13 protein-coding genes are annotated in these 17,633 nt (G+C 41.2%); 11 read left to right on the forward strand and 2 right to left on the reverse strand.

What is annotated here, in order from left to right; all coding sequences use genetic code 11:
• Positions 1-28: 28 nt before the first annotated feature.
• Entirely contained in the window at positions 29-904 is an 876-nt protein-coding gene (gene rfbD / locus LX73_RS04740) for a dTDP-4-dehydrorhamnose reductase (RefSeq protein WP_148898311.1), read from the reverse strand.
• Position 905: 1 nt separating this feature from the next.
• Positions 906-1,610, reverse strand: coding sequence for a sugar phosphate nucleotidyltransferase (locus LX73_RS04745; RefSeq protein WP_148898312.1), 705 nt, complete (start codon positions 1,608-1,610; stop codon positions 906-908).
• 279 nt (positions 1,611-1,889) lie between these two features.
• Between LX73_RS04745 and LX73_RS04750 the strand changes: the two genes are divergently transcribed.
• From LX73_RS04750 to LX73_RS04800, 11 genes are all read left to right on the forward strand, one after another.
• Positions 1,890-9,506 (forward strand): DUF2341 domain-containing protein, encoded by a 7,617-nt coding sequence (locus LX73_RS04750; RefSeq protein WP_148898313.1) that lies wholly within the window; start codon positions 1,890-1,892, stop codon positions 9,504-9,506.
• A gap of 504 nt (positions 9,507-10,010) precedes the next feature.
• Positions 10,011-10,424, forward strand: coding sequence for a hypothetical protein (locus LX73_RS04755; protein WP_148898314.1), 414 nt, complete (start codon positions 10,011-10,013; stop codon positions 10,422-10,424).
• Between the two features lie 27 nt (positions 10,425-10,451).
• On the forward strand, positions 10,452-11,027 hold the full coding sequence (locus LX73_RS04760) for a hypothetical protein (RefSeq protein WP_148898315.1): 576 nt from the start codon (positions 10,452-10,454) through the stop codon (positions 11,025-11,027).
• 11 nt (positions 11,028-11,038) lie between these two features.
• Entirely contained in the window at positions 11,039-12,337 is a 1,299-nt protein-coding gene (locus tag LX73_RS04765) for a DUF4900 domain-containing protein (RefSeq protein ID WP_148898316.1), read from the forward strand.
• 26 nt (positions 12,338-12,363) lie between these two features.
• Positions 12,364-12,768 carry a hypothetical protein gene (locus LX73_RS04770; protein WP_148898317.1) on the forward strand — a complete coding sequence of 135 codons (405 nt, stop codon included), beginning with the start codon at positions 12,364-12,366 and terminating at the stop codon, positions 12,766-12,768.
• Between the two features lie 125 nt (positions 12,769-12,893).
• Positions 12,894-13,454, forward strand: a complete 561-nt coding sequence (locus tag LX73_RS04775; RefSeq protein ID WP_148898318.1) for a type IV pilus modification PilV family protein — start codon at positions 12,894-12,896, stop codon at positions 13,452-13,454.
• A gap of 11 nt (positions 13,455-13,465) precedes the next feature.
• On the forward strand, positions 13,466-14,074 hold the full coding sequence (locus LX73_RS04780) for a hypothetical protein (protein ID WP_148898319.1): 609 nt from the start codon (positions 13,466-13,468) through the stop codon (positions 14,072-14,074).
• A gap of 9 nt (positions 14,075-14,083) precedes the next feature.
• Positions 14,084-15,112 (forward strand): hypothetical protein, encoded by a 1,029-nt coding sequence (locus LX73_RS04785; RefSeq protein WP_148898320.1) that lies wholly within the window; start codon positions 14,084-14,086, stop codon positions 15,110-15,112.
• Positions 15,113-15,289: 177 nt separating this feature from the next.
• A complete protein-coding gene (locus LX73_RS04790; protein WP_148898321.1) occupies positions 15,290-15,799 on the forward strand; it encodes a DUF4402 domain-containing protein in 510 nt (169 codons plus the stop codon).
• A gap of 34 nt (positions 15,800-15,833) precedes the next feature.
• Positions 15,834-16,439, forward strand: a complete 606-nt coding sequence (locus LX73_RS04795) for a hypothetical protein (RefSeq protein ID WP_148898322.1) — start codon at positions 15,834-15,836, stop codon at positions 16,437-16,439.
• Complete coding sequence (locus LX73_RS04800) at positions 16,432-16,965, forward strand: hypothetical protein (protein WP_148898323.1); 534 nt, start codon at positions 16,432-16,434, stop codon at positions 16,963-16,965. Before LX73_RS04795 ends, LX73_RS04800 begins: the two co-directional genes overlap by 8 nt.
• Positions 16,966-17,633 lie beyond the last annotated feature (668 nt).

A 17,633-nucleotide genomic window follows, 5' to 3' on the forward strand; every position in this document is an offset into this window, starting at 1 on the left:
TGGATTGTTGCAAAAATAAAAAACCCGGTCAACGTTTTTTTAACTGCTCTAATAAGGCAATAAGCCCCTCTTCCCAATCATCAACTACCTCTCCAAGCTCTGCCGTAATTTTCCGGGTGTTCAATTTCGAAAAATGAGGTCGAGGTGCTTTGGTAGAAAAGGTATCAGAATCAACCGATTCAACTTCCACATTGATGTCGCTTAACGTAAATATTTTTTCTGCAAAGTCGTACCAGCTAATCAAACCCTTTGAAGTATAATGATAGGTCCCCGTGGCTTCAGCATTAATCAGTGCGATACTGTTGCGCACGATATCAGTGGTAAACGAGGGACTACCCCACTGATCATTCACCACCTGCAGTTTATCTCGCTCACGACCCAGTTCCAGCATTGTTTTCACAAAGTTACTGCCGTACTGACCGCAAACCCATGACAGTCGCAAAATCAAATAGTTGCTGCTGGTATTACGGATCGCCTGCTCTCCTTCCCACTTTGTGCGTCCATACCAGTTGATGGGATCAGCCGGATAATCTTCGGGATAACCTTCAGGCATTGCACGACGATCCAGTTTCGATCCCGGAAATACATAATCGGTAGAGTAATGCAATAGCTTAAATTCCAGTTCTTGACTCAACTCAGCCAGGTACAACACGGCTTCTACATTTACCTTTTGCGCTAGTTTTCGATGGTCTTCAGCCCCATCCACATCGGTATAAGCCGCACAATTGACTACCAGATCGGGTTTCTGCTTGCGTAGTTCATCCGAAACCTGTTGGTAATGCGTAATATCAAGATCATCGGAAGTATAGGCCAGCAAATTGAACTCATCCTCATCCTGCCGTTCAATAAAATCCTGCCACTCCCGGCCCAATTGTCCCGATGCGCCCAGTAAAACAACCTTCATGCTATTTATAACCTGCCAATTTATTTGCCCGTTTATACGACGAAGGCGTACCGGCGTCAGTCCACCAGCCGTCCATTACCGAAAACCGCATAGCCTTTTCTTGAATGTAATAGTTGTTAACATCCGTAATTTCCAGCTCCCCGCGATCAGAGGGCTCCAACTGTCGAATATAATCAAAGACATCTGCATCATACATATAAACACCCGTTACAGCTAAGTTGCTTTTGGGTTCATCCGGCTTCTCTTCGATACCAACAATTTTATTACCATCAATCTCAGCCACGCCAAATCGTTCGGGATCATCTACCTCCTTTAATAGAATCTGGGCGCCCTGACCCGGATAAGAACGGATAGCCTCATCCAGAGAAGTCTGGAATATGTTATCTCCCAGAATTACTGTCATGGGATCATTACCTACAAAGTTTTCAGCCAATCCCAATGCCTGGGCAATCCCCCCGGCCTCATCCTGTACTTTATAAGTAAAGCGACAGCCAAAATCTTTGCCCGATCCCAGTAGGTTTACCACATCTCCCATATGCTCGGTACCGGTAACAATAAGTATTTCTTCGATACCTGCCTCTGTCAACTTCTCGATAGGATAATAAATCATGGGTTTTTCACCAATCGGCAACAGGTGTTTATTCGTAACTTTAGTAAGAGGATACAAACGAGACCCGGTTCCACCGGCTAAAATGATTCCTTTCATGAACTAACAATATTGACAACTATTAAAAATAATTCCGTTGTAACATTGAATATACTAACAATATTACAACCGTTTTAAAAAGTTAAAGTAGGTAAATAACACATTAATATGCTTTAAAAGTATTATTTTATTTCTTAGGTAAAATAAAGCTGACTAGTAAATAAAACAGTTATCACACTATAAACAGATTAAACGATTATAATCTATAATCTGGATAGTGTTTGTTATTTTTATATAAAATAGGTTTCAGTTTTTCGAATTGCGGTACAAATCAATAATATGAGACAATCATACTTATTAACAATCCTTGCATTTACTTTGCTGATGCTATTTGCTGTTACCACTGTGTCAGCACAGTTCTCTAATGGATACACATTCCGCAAGCGCATAGAAATAGATAATAGTCAGGTTGCCGGCACCCAATCACTCCAAGACTTCCCCGTACTTGTCAATATAACTAACAGCGATCTACGCTCTTCCACTAACGGGGGCTTTGTCGAAAACCTCAACGGTTATGACATCATTTTTACCGCAGCGGATGGCACTACACAACTAAATCACCAGCTTGAATCATACAATCCCAATACCGGTGAAGTAAGCTTCTGGGTCAATGTCTCCTCTTTACAAGCACAAAACAATACCTACATTTATCTTTACTATGGCAATTCCAGTATATCATCCGACCAGTCAAATCCCGGTACGTGGAATAATAATTATCAGCTGGTGCAGCATTACAACAATGATTTTCTTGATGCTACAGCAAATGGAAATGACGGAACCAACAATGGCACGTCCGATATAGCAGGACAAATTCTCCGTGCCCGAGATTATAATGGCTCCAATAATTTCGTCGAAGTAGCTGATGACCCATCTTTATCTATTACAAATCAGATTACCATCTCAATGTGGATGTACGGGGATGATTTCTCTAATACACCGGATCTGGTAACAAAAGGAGAGTACACCCAAGCCTATTCAACATGGGTTCGCAGCCAGCAAACTGTACGTTTTGCAATTAACAGCAACTCCTTTACAAGTAATAGCACCATCAGTACGGGAACCTGGAATCACCTGACTTTTACCTACGATCAGAGCCAGTGGAAAATCTTTATTAATGGTAACCAAGATAACAGTGGTTCGTTCACTGATCCCATAAATGATCCGAACAATACCCCGCTTTTTGTCTCTACATCTTCCTCTGATTACCCACTCGATGGACGAGTTGACGAAGTACGTATCTCCAACACCGCCCGTTCAGCCAACTGGGTAGAAACAGAATTTAACAATCAAAACAATCCCGGCAGTTTTCTATCCGTTGTCAATGATCCTCCGGTGCTGTCAAATATCGAACCACTGGCCAAAGCCTATAACACCGGTTCGCCCCCCATTACTATTACTTCTGAGATAACAGTCGATGATTACGACGATGCCAACATCCAGAGTGCCACCGTTCAGATAACCAGTAATCAGGGTGCAAATGATGTGTTGGCATTCACCAATCAAAATGGCATATCAGCTTCCTGGAATTCTTCCACAGGCACATTGACGCTTTCGGGCAGTGCCTCTGCTGCGGACTACCAGGCGGCCTTGCGCTCTGTAACCTTCGAAAATACCAGCGGATCGCCCAGCCAACCACCGCGCACTATAAGCTTTCAGGTAGATGACGGGACCACTAGCAGTAGCACCGTTAGTCGACAAATTTATATCCCGTCAATTAATGATCTTTCTGCCGATATTAGCAATGTGGTTTTCCAATTTAGTGGCTTAGATGTTGACGGTGATAACCAAACGACTGATCAGCCCGCCAGCGGTACAACTGTTAATCCATGGGGCGACCGTTCAGATGCCGTTTCTGGTAGTGCTGACTATTCCTTTAGTAATGGGACTGCTGCCGAGCGTTCTCAATTTTTTGATAACAGCGCTGCCATGGGTGAAGAGGGAGCATTACTTTATGACGGTACCGATGACTTCTACACAAGAGGGTCAGAAAATGCTATCAATACTGCCACTTTTGACCAAAAGTCTTTTGCCCTTGTTTTCAGGACATCAGATGATATTTCCAGTGACCAGGTGATTTATAAACAGGGAGCCGGTATCCGGGGCTACCTGTTTGGGATTTTTAACGGGGACCTCTATGCCTATACATGGAACACTGCTGAATGGCAAGCCGGTGATCAGTACAAATCAATAAACCTTGGATCCGTTCAACGACATACCAGCTATACCGTTATTGCAAGCCACGATGCTACGGCAGGAAACCTCGCTGATCGAACGTGGTCAGCTAATGTTAACGGGGGATCTATTCAAACCTTAAATAATGTTGATGTACAAGAGTCGCATACCGGAGCTCCCGAAATTGGCACTTCCAATGATGCTCTGGATCCCATTAACGATCAGAGTCTTAGTGGAGCTAACTTTCAGGGATATATTGCGGAAGTAGTGTCCTGGAACCAAGCGTTCTCTTCTGCCCTGTTCTCGGAAGTCTATAATATATTGGATCAGCGATGGAGTAACGTTCCTCCACAAATATCAGGTATTGAAACAAGTGACTTAAATTATGCCGAGGGTGATCCTGCCACAACCATTACCTCTGCCCTTTCAATTTCTGACAGTGACAACACCGTAATGGACAGTGCACTTGTCTCAATCAGCAATAATTTTGTTGGTTCCGAGGACGTGCTCAACTTTACTAACCAGAATGGCATCACCGGCAGCTATAACAACTCCACGGGCGAATTGTTTTTATCCGGTACCAGCTCTATTAGTAACTATCAGTCGGCGCTGCAGTCCATTACTTTCGAAAACACGAATAATGTCAATCCCTCAACAAACAAGCGAACGATTGCCTTTAAAGCCTATGACTGGGATGATCCCAGCAACACCCAGAGCCGGGATATAACGATTACACCAGTCAACAGTGCACCTTCTCTCAGTAATATAGAATCGACGGTATTTAATTATACTGAGGGCGACGGGGCGGCACCCACTACTTCATCTATTACCATTGGTGATCAGGATAACAGCAACATGCAGAGTGCTACTGTCCAAATCTCTGGAAACTATGCCCAGGGGCAGGATATATTGGCATTTTCTGATGCCAATGGAATTACCAGCAGCTTTAATAGTTCCACGGGTACCCTTACACTTACGGGATCTTCTTCTATTGCCAACTATGAGTCTGCGCTGCGAGCTGTTACTTACAATAATATTAGCTCTACTCCCAACACTGCCAATCGCACTTTTACATTTACGATTAACGATGGTACGGATGGCAGTAATACTCAGTCCAGAGACTTTAGCATTACCAAGATTAATGATGCTCCCGTATTGGCCAATATCGAATCTTCTGCACTTTCCTATCAGGCCAACGACCCTCCTTCTGTGATAACTGATAATATCACTGTTTCTGATGCGGATGATGCTAACATCGAGAATGCTACTGTTGAAATTACTTCTGGTTTTGAAAATGGAGAAGATGTACTGGCCTTCAGTGATATTTTAGGTATTACCGGTAGCTATAACAATACAACCGGCGTACTCAGCTTAACGGGTACTGCAACAAAAGCTGATTACGAGACGGCCTTACAATCAGTAACTTACGAAAACACCAACAGCTCACCAGCTACCCAACCCCGGGAAGTCACCTTTACCGTTAACGACGGTAATGACAACAGCAACACTCAGAGCCGCAATATCAGTTTAAATATAGTACAATCCATTTCTGGTCTGGATCTCTGGCTCAGAGGTGACAAGGGAGTGATTACAAGCGGATCAGAAGTAACCACTTGGGAAGACCAGAGCGGCAATAACCACGACTTTACGGGTATAGCCGATGCTGGCACCCGGCCAAGCTTTGCTTCTTCGGTGGGAACATTAAATAATAAAGACGCCGTTCAGCTTGCCGGAGATGGGGACTATTTGGAAGATGCCGACGGGGAAAACTTTATAAACGGATGTTCTGAGTTCACTATCTTCTATGTTATACAATCCGACCAAATAAACACCAACCGCGGATTCTGGAATACGCAAGTACCCGATGGGCAAGATGATATATTTACTCTGCGATATGATGCACAAGGAGCAAATGCCGGTGCACAAAATCTTATCAAAGCGGGTATCCTGGCCGACAATCCTGACCATCAGCTTGAGAGTTTTTCAGACATTCAAACAACAGAGGGACAAATACTCTCGCTAGATTGGCAGAGCGGCAACGAATTTAACCTCATTGTCAATGGGGTACTCAATAATCCCAGTGGAATTTCGGCCCCACCCTCCGGTACGATAAGTAATGCCGCAACTGCTATTGTAGGGAAAGGCGGCAAAGATGATCCTGACTCAAATAATCAAAGCTGGGATGGTTACGTGGCTGAAGTGGCTTTTTATTGCCGGTACTTATCCTCTTCAGAGCGAAAGCAAATTGAAGATTACCTCTCGGAAAAATATGATATCGCAATACGACTTATCACCCCTGCAACAAACGGAGAAGCAATCCCGGCTGATAATTTTGCTACCGGCACCTATACCACGCTCAATGGCCCACGGCTCCGGGAGGGAACTCTTGGCGAACTGGTAAGCGGAGAAACCATTACACTTAAAGCACCATCCGGTTTTGAATGGAATACAAGCGCATCTCCTACTGCTAGTGTGAGCCCCGCCTATGGTAGTAATACCACATTGCAAATATCCAGTTCACCAACCAACATTACAACATCTGAGATCACCTTTACCGTTAATCAAGAATCTGATAATACTGGCAACCCCGGGGAAGTTTCGTTCAGCGGATTAGAAGTTCGACCTACACAAGGTACACTACCTAATACCGGAACCATTACAAATACCGGTACTACCGGTCCCGGCGGAACCACAAATTATGGTACCTTAAAAATGGTTGCCGGTGCAGCTGATTCTCTGAACTTCTCTCAGCAACCTTCAATCACTACGGTCAACCAACCTATTACCCCCGCTGTTGAAGTACAACTGGTTGACCAATTTGGAAATGCTGTAAAAAACTCCGGTACTAACATTTCGGCAGCACTGACGTCGGGAACAGGCACACTTTCAGGAACAACCACTCGCTCTACAAATGTTAAAGGAAAAGCATTTTTCGATGATCTTTCTATCGACCAGACAGGCACAAAAAATCTAACCGCCAGCAGTACCGGATTAACCTCAGCCGTTAGCAACAATTTTGATATCATTAATGCCTCAGACCTGGCCAGCTTTAATATTGAAAGCGTTAGCGGTGGTAATATCGTAACTCAAACAGCCGGGCAATCTTTTGACATCAAGATTACCGCCATCGATGGAACAGGATCTACCAAGACAGACTTCAACGGAACAGTAGAAGTTAGTTCCACAGCAAATGTAAGCAACGGAGCCGGAACAACCGCTAATTTTACAAACGGAGTACTTTCATCCCATTCTGTTACCATTTTAAATACCGGTAATTTTAACATTACAGCCATCAACAGTAATGGCTCCCAGGATGGTATTAGTAATAGTTTTGATGTAAATCCGGGCACTCCTGATGAAACAACCTCCGTGATTTCTGCCAACCCAACGTTCATTGCCAGTGACGGTACTTCAACATCAACCATTACGGTACAATTACGCGATAGCGAAGATAATAATCTTACTTCGGGTGGTCATAATATTCAGTTGTCAACAAATGCAGGTAGTTTGAGCGGTGTTACCGACAATAGCGATGGCACCTATTCCGCTACGCTAACTTCTTCAACCAATAGTGAGACGGCCACCATCACCGGTACCGTAAACGGTAATACAATCACGGATAATGCAGAAGTTAGATTTTCTCAATTTGACGCTATTTGGGAAGGATCACTGGGTGGCGGCCCATCAGCAGAACGTTGGACAAATACTGATAACTGGAACAATAATGCTGTACCCGGTACTAACGATATAGTTTTGATTCCTGAGAATCCAGCTGTCGGCAACAAGTATCCCATTGTTCAAAACTCAGATCAAACAATTGGCAACTTGGTAGTAGAACAAAATGCAGACGTAACAGTAGGTTCAAATAACACGCTAACGGTCAATAATGAACTTACGGGAAACGGAGAAGTAAATGGACCGAATACAGCAACGTTGCAAGTGGGCGGCGACTTAACCATTAGCAGTCTGCAGATCGGAAATGTCATTTTAAATGGCGGGTCACTACAACAAATCAAAAATGTCAACCATTTCAATAACTTAGAAATTGACAATTCCAGTAACGTAAGTGTTGATCAAAATATATTTGTAAATGGCACGCTTACATTAACTTCCGGAAATCTGATCATGCCTTCCGGCCTCAACTTAATTGCCAAGAACCAATCCGTAACCTCAGGAGCCATAACCTTCCGTCGAGAACTTACCGGTGTCAAAGGCTGGCGCATGATCTCCTCTCCCGTGGCCTCAACTTATGATGACCTGCTGGACGGTATTATTACACAGGGATATTCTGGAGCTTTCTACGATGCTGATGTAGCACCTAACGATACACTGCAACCTAACGTCCTCTGGTATGTGGAAAGTTATGAAGGAACAGACAATCAACGTTGGAGAACACCATCAAATGCCTCTGATGCTCTTACAGAAGGTAGAGGGTTATTTGTCTATGTATTCGGAGACATTCCGGTCGACTCTCGATACAATCAACCACTGCCCGATACGCTCGAAGTTACCGGACCGGAATTTACCGGCAACGGCAGTGAGGTTAATCTCAATGTCACTTATACAGCAACCGCCGATACCGGCTGGAATCTGGTCGGAAATCCTTATGGTGCTACTCTCAACTGGAATGACAATACAAACTGGACCAAGACCAATGTTGATCAAACGATATATGTCTGGGATCCTAACGCCAATGGCGGTAATGGTAATTTCCTTACCTGGAATGGAACGGTGGGCTCGCTGGGCAGTGGTTTAATTGCTCCTTTTCAAGGATTCTGGGTTAAAGCCAATGCGCAAAATCCTCAACTGAAAGTTTCAGAAGATAATAAAACAACCAATGGGATATTCAGACGCAAAGAACAACAAAAGGCACCAACTCCGAACTTTACCCTTCAGCTCGAAGGTCAAAAGCTTCGAGGCATCAAACAAGAAGCGTATGTGATGTTTAGTGATCAGGCCAAGCGCGGTCGCGACCCCAAAGACGGATATCGTATGTTCCCTTTCGGCCAGAATTTCCTTGAACTTTATTTTAAACAACATGACGGCTCCCAGATGTCAATTCAAAATCTGCCTGAAGAATTCGATCATCGATATGAGCTTCCCTTCGATGTTGGGGGAGTTATTGACGGCGAATCCTATGATGGAGTACTGACGCTCTCATGGCCCAAAATTAAAGCACTGCCCTCCGACTGGATTATTACGCTCACCGATAATAAAACAGGCAAAAAAATAAACCTGCGTAACCAAACCTTTTATACCTTTAACCAAGAAAAGGAAAAAGCCAAAGCGACAATAGCCAAACGCGTAAACGATTCCCCATCTGATCCTATCGTGCTTCTGGACCCTGCCAGTCAGCCACAGCCTTTGGCAAAATCAAAAAGCAGTGCTAAAACCATTCATGATAAGACCCGCTTTACCTTAACAATTACGACCCAGAAAATTGAATCCAATACTCCGGACAAGTTTCTGGTCAAACAGAATTATCCTAATCCCTTTGGAGACAAAACAACTATTAAGTTTGGTCTACCGAATAAGAACCGGGTAACAGTTGAAATCTTTGATATCCTGGGACGCAGAGTTCGTACACTTGCGAGTGACGAAGTCTATCCGGCCGGATTTCATGAAATCCCATGGAACCCAAGCCAGCTGGCCAGCGGGGTGTACTTATACCGGGTTCGTACCCAAGACAAAGCTATTACCAAAAAGCTCACCTTTATTAAATAAGGGCTTTGCAAAACGTTGTGTCAATGCGAGTGGAGTAAGCGACATATACAATCTCTACTATATTGGAAATCGTCACACCCTAAAAATCGTGGGATCGCGATGACAATTTCAGATTGTGTGGGTGCAAAGGGGTAAGTAATTTTTCACCTATCCTCCTTACTTTACATATTTCGGTAGTTTGGAAACCCAAGCTAATGTTTAGTAAGATTCCATCAGCAAAAAAGCAGACCTTATCAAAAGATTTAAGAAATTCTAATCTTTACAGAAGAGTAGTCAAAATAATGTAAAATTTAGTTAATAGGTATATAAAAATACTGCTGGTACTTACTGAACAATATATATTATTTTACAAATCATTTTACGTTTCTCTAAGAATGGGACTCATCAAGGTTTCATCTCGAAATACTCTTACACTTTCTTCCATCAATTTTGTAACATTTAGCGTGTTCAGTCATCTTGTATATAAAAAGCGGTTGTAATTTTAATATCTAACCATTTGGATTTATGAACGATTTTTCTGACCTCATTATGTTGATGGGAGCAATGATCCTATTCTCCTTATTGACAATACAAACGAGCCGTCTTTTTCTTGTCAATAACCAAACTCAAATAGATGAAGAAATTAAACACTACGCTATTTCGGTTGCCCAAGACCACGTTGATCGTGCTCGATGGATTAAGGGTGAATCATCATTAAACAATTATGTTTCTTCTTATCCCAAACAAGTGTCCGTTTCTACAGACGATGGGTCAACGGAATTTACCGTTAGCTTAGATAGCAAAGATATTAACATCCCTGGTTCAAATGTCACGAATAAGCAATTGACTGTTACCGTTAGAAGTAATTTTTTAGAACAAAGTGAAAGCATGAATTCTAAACCCGTAGAGCTACAGCTTATAAAAAGTTTTGCCAATTAAGATAAAAGGAGGAATATCATTATGAATATGGGAATTGTAACAAGTTTTTTGGTTGGGGGGCTGCTTTTGCTAACCATGCTCCAGTTTAACAATCAAGTGATGCAAAACACTTCACAAACTACACTTGATGTAAATAGTAAAAAACACATGGAAACCGTACGTAAAATTATAACGCATGATATTAATCGTATTGGTTTTGGGGAAAACAATAAGATAAATGCATTCAATCCTCCCCACTTTATCAATTTTAAAGCCAATATTTATGGAAGCGGGACAAAAACCGTCAAATGGCAATTTAAAGAAAACAAAAAAGTAAAAGACACTGCCAATCCCGATGACCGTGTACTTATGCGAGTAGGACCGGTAAGTAAATCCAACGGAAATAAACCAACCAGGTATAATGTTGTCGACTTTTCTATTACCGGATATAGTGATATTTACGGAAATACAGAAACAACCGATAAAGACCAAATAAAGAGTCTCTTAATCAAAATAGTTTATGAGGCGCCAGAATCTATGTCAAAAGATGATAATTACCCCCGAACAGTTTGGCAAAAACATATAGTGCCAAATAACCTGCAATTTGACCAACCACAAAACTAAAACCTAATATTATGGGACGAGGACTTCTAATACTTGTATCAGGAATGATCGTTATTGTTGGCATTATTCAGAATTCCATCGATAACCGTATGCAATTTTTGCCCGAGCAAACGGCGGATTATCATCAAGAGATGGATGCCAAAAATATTGCCAACAGCTTGACGAACTATGGCGTTAACGAAATGAAAAAGAATTCCGACTGGAATAGTGGATTTTCATCCAGCGATTTTATGGGTGCTGAAGTTTCGCTAGAGGTTTTCGATTATAGTGATTACGCCTCCAACAATCCTGATATTCCTGATGACCATAACATCAAAGACTGGGATCAATACAAGGCACTGCTCGTAAGCAAAGTAAAGACCAACCGCACCGAGGCCGTAACTGAAGTAGCTGTAACAAGACCCTCATTTTCTAGATACTCTTACTTTACAGATACGGAAGCGAGTAATATTTATTTTTATGACGGTGACGTCCTTAATGGCCCCGTACATACCAATGGGACTTTTAATATTGCCGGTTCTCCCGAATTCAACGGTCCTGTCTCTAGCCCCAATGACTGGGAGGGGCACCCAAGTTATAAAAACGACCCACAGTTTAATGACGACACTAACTTCAATTCTGGGGAACGACCTATGCCCGACTCTGATGACCTAGATAAACTACGAAGTAATGCTCAAAATGACGGGCTTAAATTTAATGAGGATATTTACGCTAACTTTAAAAAGAATGGAACCGTTGAGATATGGAAAAAAGACTATTCGGGCAACTGGACGTCACCTACAAGCTACGACCTCAATAATTTTAATGGCGTTATTTCATCATCAAAAAAGATACATACCAAGGGCACTATCAAGGGACAGGCTACCTTACATTCAGAAGAACAAGTCGAAATTATGGGAGATTTAAAATATGCACATGAACCTAAAAAGAATCCAAATTCTTCTGATGTCCTTGGCATTGTAAGTGAAGGGGATGTTCAGGTTGATTACAACGCACATAAAGATTCCGGATCGAAAGACGTAGAAATTAATGCCACAATTATGGCTCTTGGTGAATCGTTTGAAGTTGAACATCACCAGTATGGTAACAACCGAGGTACTATAGAATTATATGGTGGTATTCAACAGAAGAAACGAGGACCTGTTGGAACCTTTGGTGGCGGAAAAATACAGTCGGGTTATAGCAAAGATTATTCGTACGATTCTCGTATGCAGAATATGCATCCTCCTTCTTATCCACGTGAAAGAACCTTTGCACGACTTTACTGGAAAGAAAAGCCCGTCAAATTTTTGAATAAGGAAGACCACTAATAGTATAGATTAATAACAATATTGTTATGAAGACGATCTGTTTGTTCAAAACTATTTTTCTGTCATCACTTTTAGCCCTCGGAGCGGTAAGCAGTTCTTCTGCTCAATCCGAAATTACTTTTAAAGTAAATCTAACGCCACAACTTGAAGACAGCATTTATGTGCCGGGAAGGGATCGTATTTACGTAAAAGGGAATGTCTTTCCGCTTAAGGGTAATAAAAAAGTATATTTAAAAGATCCCGCCCCCGCTGACAGTATCTATGAGGCTACCGTTGATTTCCCATCTTCAGCCAATGGTGAGAAACTAAAGTATAATTACTTCATTTTTACGCCCCAAAAAAAGATGAAGGAAGATACTCCCAGATTCATTCGGCTAAAAAAAGGAGAACGAGAACTTGATGCCCTGTATTTCAACAGTTTTGCATGGTAGATGCACCAATAAAATCCATTTTTACATCTTTTATCGTTTGAATGGTGCTAAAAGTGAATAATCCTTGTGGAATACCAGCCAATTTTATATAAGTTACCTACAACTCCTGATTAAAGTGCAATGTTATGATTGTAGGATATAGTGAAGTTTTACAAGTGATGGCCGCAATGGTCTTGTTTTCGTTGATTTTAATAACGTCAAACAAGATGATATTGCTTAACAGCAAAAAGGGAGTTGAAACAGAGTCTGAGCAAAAAGCAATTACACTTGCACAGAACCTCATTAATGAAGCACGGCTGTTACCCTTTGATGCAAATACAACCGGTGGCCCACTGCAATCATCAGAGATACCTGACGGCTTTTCCGCTACCGGACCGGGCTCAGGTGAAACAACCAGAGCTGATTTTAACGATTTTGATGACTATCACACCTTTACCAATACGTTTGACTGGCAACTTCGTCCCCAGGGGCATCCCGATTTCGGTGAAAGCGTTTTTACGCTAAGCATTAAGGTATTATATGTGCAAAGTCCCGATTTTAAGATGAGCGGGGGATCTGAAACGAACTACACCGAGTTTAAAAAGATGGTTGTAACAGTTACCAGTGATTATTTGACAGACAACAACGGAGATCCTATCAAAATTGAAATGCCTTACCTGCGCAGGTACTATAAAAGAGCATCTTAACCCTCTTAGCTATGAATTTAGGACTCACAACCAGTTTTATTATTGCAGGGCTCTTGCTGATAAGTATTCTGACCATGAATATAAATCTCTCACAGAGTTCTACAAAGCTAACAGTACGGCAAATCACCAATCAGAAAACCAATACTGTGTCCAAAATCTTGCAAAAAGATATTGGCAATATTGGTTATTCGTCATCCGGCAGCATTTCAAGCTCTATTAAAGATGCCCAAAGCGACTACATCAAGTTCGAAACTGATATAGATAACAATGGTTCTGTAGAAACTATTGAATGGACATTTACCAGTACGGATGCAAGTAATACGCAAAATCCTGATGACAAAGTACTAATTCGCAGTGTTGATGGTAATCAAACAAAAATTAAGTCAGGCATTACTCGTTTTGAACTTACCTACTACGATAAAGATCGAAATGAAATTAGTTACAGTGCTATTGCTTCTCTACTTGGCGGGGGACAAGCCGAACGCGATAAGATTCGATATATTGATGTTTCCTTAACAGTAGAAAGTACCGAAAAAGTAGGCGGAGCCAATAGCACTGATTCTGAATACATAAAAGTTTATTGGAACAATCAATTTTCACCACCTAATTTAAGACTATGAGGTACTATTATGGGTAGAGCAATGCTTATTATCGTTACGGGATTACTCATTTCCCTGGGATATACTTTCTTGGGAATGTCGGATCAACGATCGCTATTGAATTCGCAGTCCACAAACTCAGCAACCAAATCCATGGCCGAAAATGTAGCCTCAACGGGCATACAGTTTGCCCTTCATAAGTTTAGCGAAGATAGCACCTGGCCGGGAGAAGAGACCTTGACCTTTAACCTGGAAAATGGAACAGCTGAAGTGGATGCCGTTAAGAGTAGTAATAATGACACCCTGCGCATTACTTCTACCGGCAAAGTTGACGGGGCCAGCACTGATCATACTATTGTTACCACATTTGATATCAGCAAAAACCAAAGTTTGATTCCCGACTACGAAGGAGCGGTAAGTAGTGTTGGTGGTGATATTTCATTTCCCAATGGCAATCACAAAATTCACTTTAATGGGAATGACGCATCTGGTCAATGCAAAGATAAACCGGGGCTTACTGTTCATGACCCGGATATGATAGATGATTATGACCAAGGAGATTTAGAAAATATCCAAGGAGATCCTAAGATATCTCATGACAAAAATATTAAAAATAGTGACATTATGGATCTCATTGAATTGCTAGCTCCAGAAGCAACGACTGTAAGTAACAAAAAAGACTTGGCAAATAGCGACACCGATAATCCTGGGATATACACGATTGAGAATCGCGTTAACCTTTCTAATACAACCGGGGCAGGTATTTTAATTGTGAGAAATAATGCAGAGATTCAAATTGATGGTGATCTCAAAACTGCCGGTCAGTTTGATTTTAAAGGATTAGTCATATTTGAAAATGAAACTGAATTTAAAGCAACGGGTAATGCCAACATTGAAGGAACTATTTTAAGTGCTTCTGACATTGGATCCAACCTACAGTTCAGCGGCAATGGAAATTTCAATGCCCAATATAATTGTGATGCCAAAAAATATGCTGATCAAATTGTCGATGAAAAATTAGACACCCGAATGTTTACACGACTAAGTACTTATCAATAGTTTTTATAAATTTTTCTTATTTACTTTAAAATTTGCTAATGCGGGGGATTCTCTCCTCCGCATTTTTTATGTTAGATAGTTAGCTTAAAAAACATAAAGTATGTCCGGCTGTATTATTCGGAATTTTGATTCATCAACGGGCATTAAACAGGTTCAGCTGAGTACGGGAGACAATCAATGAAGAACATTACAATCATTTTAGGTTTTTTATATCTATGCTGTGGATTGGGATTCTCTACAGTAACTGCTCAAAATGCTGACTCTCAATTTTCTATCAACGTGTCAGCAGATATTGTCAGTTCCGTAGAAATTATTACTATCCGTCCGATGAATCTTTCTGATGCAAAGCCTCAAAATAACCAGATCCACATTGACCCAAAGAGTAGCCGAAGGGCCGGTAAAATGGTTGCCGTAGGTAATCCAAATGATAAAATACGCATTAGCTTTCTGGAAAATCGACAACTAACTCAACAAAGTGGATCCCAAACAGTGGGCTTTCAATACAGGGTGACTGGCAATACCAGAGACGACCAAGCCACGGCAGAGAAATTAAACGCTGAAAATCGTGACTTCCGACTTAATGACGAGGGACGATTCTATCTTTGGATAGGCGGGCAGGTTGATGTTTCAACAGCTCCGCCAGGTAACTACCGAGGTGACTTTACCCTGGAAATTGAATATCTATGACATAAATAATAGAAATAAACTCCATAGCAATTTAATGCTCCGTTCAGTTTTTATAACGCTTATTATTGCCATCACTTGCCATTCGATTAGCTACGGACAAGAAATCGACTTTGGCGATTATGGCAACTATAACCTGTCGGTAGGTGTATTAAATACCAACACCCTCTATTTTGGTCAGCTTGTAAGCGGTAGCGGAACTAGTTCTACGATCCCTATTTCCAGTGCCAGTATTATTTATATAACCGGTGTAGAGTATATTGATGTTATTGTAGATGTAACAACTTCGGGGCAAGGGAATTTACTGTTAAACGGAAATCCTGCGCATATTGGTGATTCCCAGAAATCACTCCCATTTAACCTGCAGGCTGCATATGCTAATAACAAGGATACGCCGAACATCGGGCAGGCTAAATTTATTACTTCCATAACGGCTAATAACTCATTTACGAAACAGTTTCCTATCTTAGAACGACAAAACCGGCCGCCGGGACCTCCACCCACGCCGCCTACTAATGCCTTTGATCAATCCAAAGTAGAAGATACGGCATATCTATATTTATATGGATCTATCCCCAATGTGGGTAATGTAGATGCTGGAAGTTATTCCAGCCAAATTACAATTACTATAAATTATGATTAAGGGGCATCATAAGTACAAAAAAGCGATCAGGATTGGACTTTTATTAGTGTCGTTTCTACTGATATCAACTACGGCCAAAGCACAATTTCTTGACCTAAACCTCCAGATAGACTCAAAAATAGCAACAACGATTTATCGGCCGCTGCGATTTGAGTCCCTGCCTACTGACAATAAACAATACAATATTGAGTTAGGCGGCCTATCCATGGGAATACTTAGTATAAGAGCACTTGAACAACAAGCAATTCTTGTGGGTGTCAACCTCCCCTCACAACTCGAAAATACTAATCCTTCAGTAAACAAGAATATGCCAACAAAGCTGGCTGTCCGATACGGCTATAACATTTCGGATGCCTTGCATTCATCTCCTCTAAGTCGAAAGCAAGAAAGTATTCAAATAAAGAAGGATTCTAATTCTACTCCCTGGAATACCGTATATCTTTTTATATATGGATCCTTGACAACCTCAAACATTCCTGAAGGTCGTTACCAAAATGATTTGACTATAGAAATAACATACCTATAAAAAAGCTTTACAATGTAGGATTGAATTATCGACTACCCTCCGCTTGCCCCCTACTCCACTTCGGCACTATTTGGACCTATAAGTTAAAATAGTTGCCGGTAAAAAAGTTCACCAGTACAATTCCTTAGCCGTTAATAGGCAAAAAATCTTTATCCAACAATATTCAAGTTACCTCCCTTCTTTACTTGTGAGAGGATTTTGCAAAACTTTCTTGTGGCTCATTATCTCTCACCTGTAGAAACAGACAAAGCCTTCTGCTATAAATATTTATTGTTGTAGTTGAAAGATTCAAGATGAGAAAAATAATACCCTGATTCCTTATTTAGGTCTCTTTGCAAAACCACACAATGTGAAACTTGTCATTGCAAGCCCCACAATATTGGACGTAGCGATCCCCCAATATTGTGTAGTATGAATTGCACTATTTCCAACTTCAAGAGGAAGTTATCTCACTAAAAATAAAAGTTGATAAAATATAGAAGTATCGGATTTACAATATTCTAAAACATTAAAAATTTATAATTTTGGGAAACGCCCTTCCTGCTATATTTTTTTCTCTGAAAAATTGCTCTGTTGGCAAACTACCTACTGTTGTAGGTCATAAATATAAGTGAAGGACTCTTGATGTTCTTTCTATTAAAAAGGGTATTTAACAAGCCTTTACACAG

It is taken from the genome of Fodinibius salinus (assembly GCF_008124865.1).
GTDB lineage: Bacteria > Bacteroidota > Rhodothermia > Balneolales > Balneolaceae > Fodinibius > Fodinibius salinus.

Excerpts from the sequence above, each read along its gene's own strand:
- rfbD (WP_148898311.1), bottom strand. The coding sequence starts at position 904 with ATGAAGGTTGTTTTACTGGGCGCATCGGGACAATTGGGCCGGGAGTGG.
- LX73_RS04745 (WP_148898312.1), bottom strand. The coding sequence starts at position 1,610 with ATGAAAGGAATCATTTTAGCCGGTGGAACCGGGTCTCGTTTGTATCCT.
- LX73_RS04750 (WP_148898313.1), top strand. The coding sequence starts at position 1,890 with ATGAGACAATCATACTTATTAACAATCCTTGCATTTACTTTGCTGATG.
- LX73_RS04755 (WP_148898314.1), top strand. The coding sequence starts at position 10,011 with ATGAACGATTTTTCTGACCTCATTATGTTGATGGGAGCAATGATCCTA.
- LX73_RS04760 (WP_148898315.1), top strand. The coding sequence starts at position 10,452 with ATGGGAATTGTAACAAGTTTTTTGGTTGGGGGGCTGCTTTTGCTAACC.
- LX73_RS04765 (WP_148898316.1), top strand. The coding sequence starts at position 11,039 with ATGGGACGAGGACTTCTAATACTTGTATCAGGAATGATCGTTATTGTT.
- LX73_RS04770 (WP_148898317.1), top strand. The coding sequence starts at position 12,364 with ATGAAGACGATCTGTTTGTTCAAAACTATTTTTCTGTCATCACTTTTA.
- LX73_RS04775 (WP_148898318.1), top strand. The coding sequence starts at position 12,894 with ATGATTGTAGGATATAGTGAAGTTTTACAAGTGATGGCCGCAATGGTC.
- LX73_RS04780 (WP_148898319.1), top strand. The coding sequence starts at position 13,466 with ATGAATTTAGGACTCACAACCAGTTTTATTATTGCAGGGCTCTTGCTG.
- LX73_RS04785 (WP_148898320.1), top strand. The coding sequence starts at position 14,084 with ATGGGTAGAGCAATGCTTATTATCGTTACGGGATTACTCATTTCCCTG.
- LX73_RS04790 (WP_148898321.1), top strand. The coding sequence starts at position 15,290 with ATGAAGAACATTACAATCATTTTAGGTTTTTTATATCTATGCTGTGGA.
- LX73_RS04795 (WP_148898322.1), top strand. The coding sequence starts at position 15,834 with ATGCTCCGTTCAGTTTTTATAACGCTTATTATTGCCATCACTTGCCAT.
- LX73_RS04800 (WP_148898323.1), top strand. The coding sequence starts at position 16,432 with ATGATTAAGGGGCATCATAAGTACAAAAAAGCGATCAGGATTGGACTT.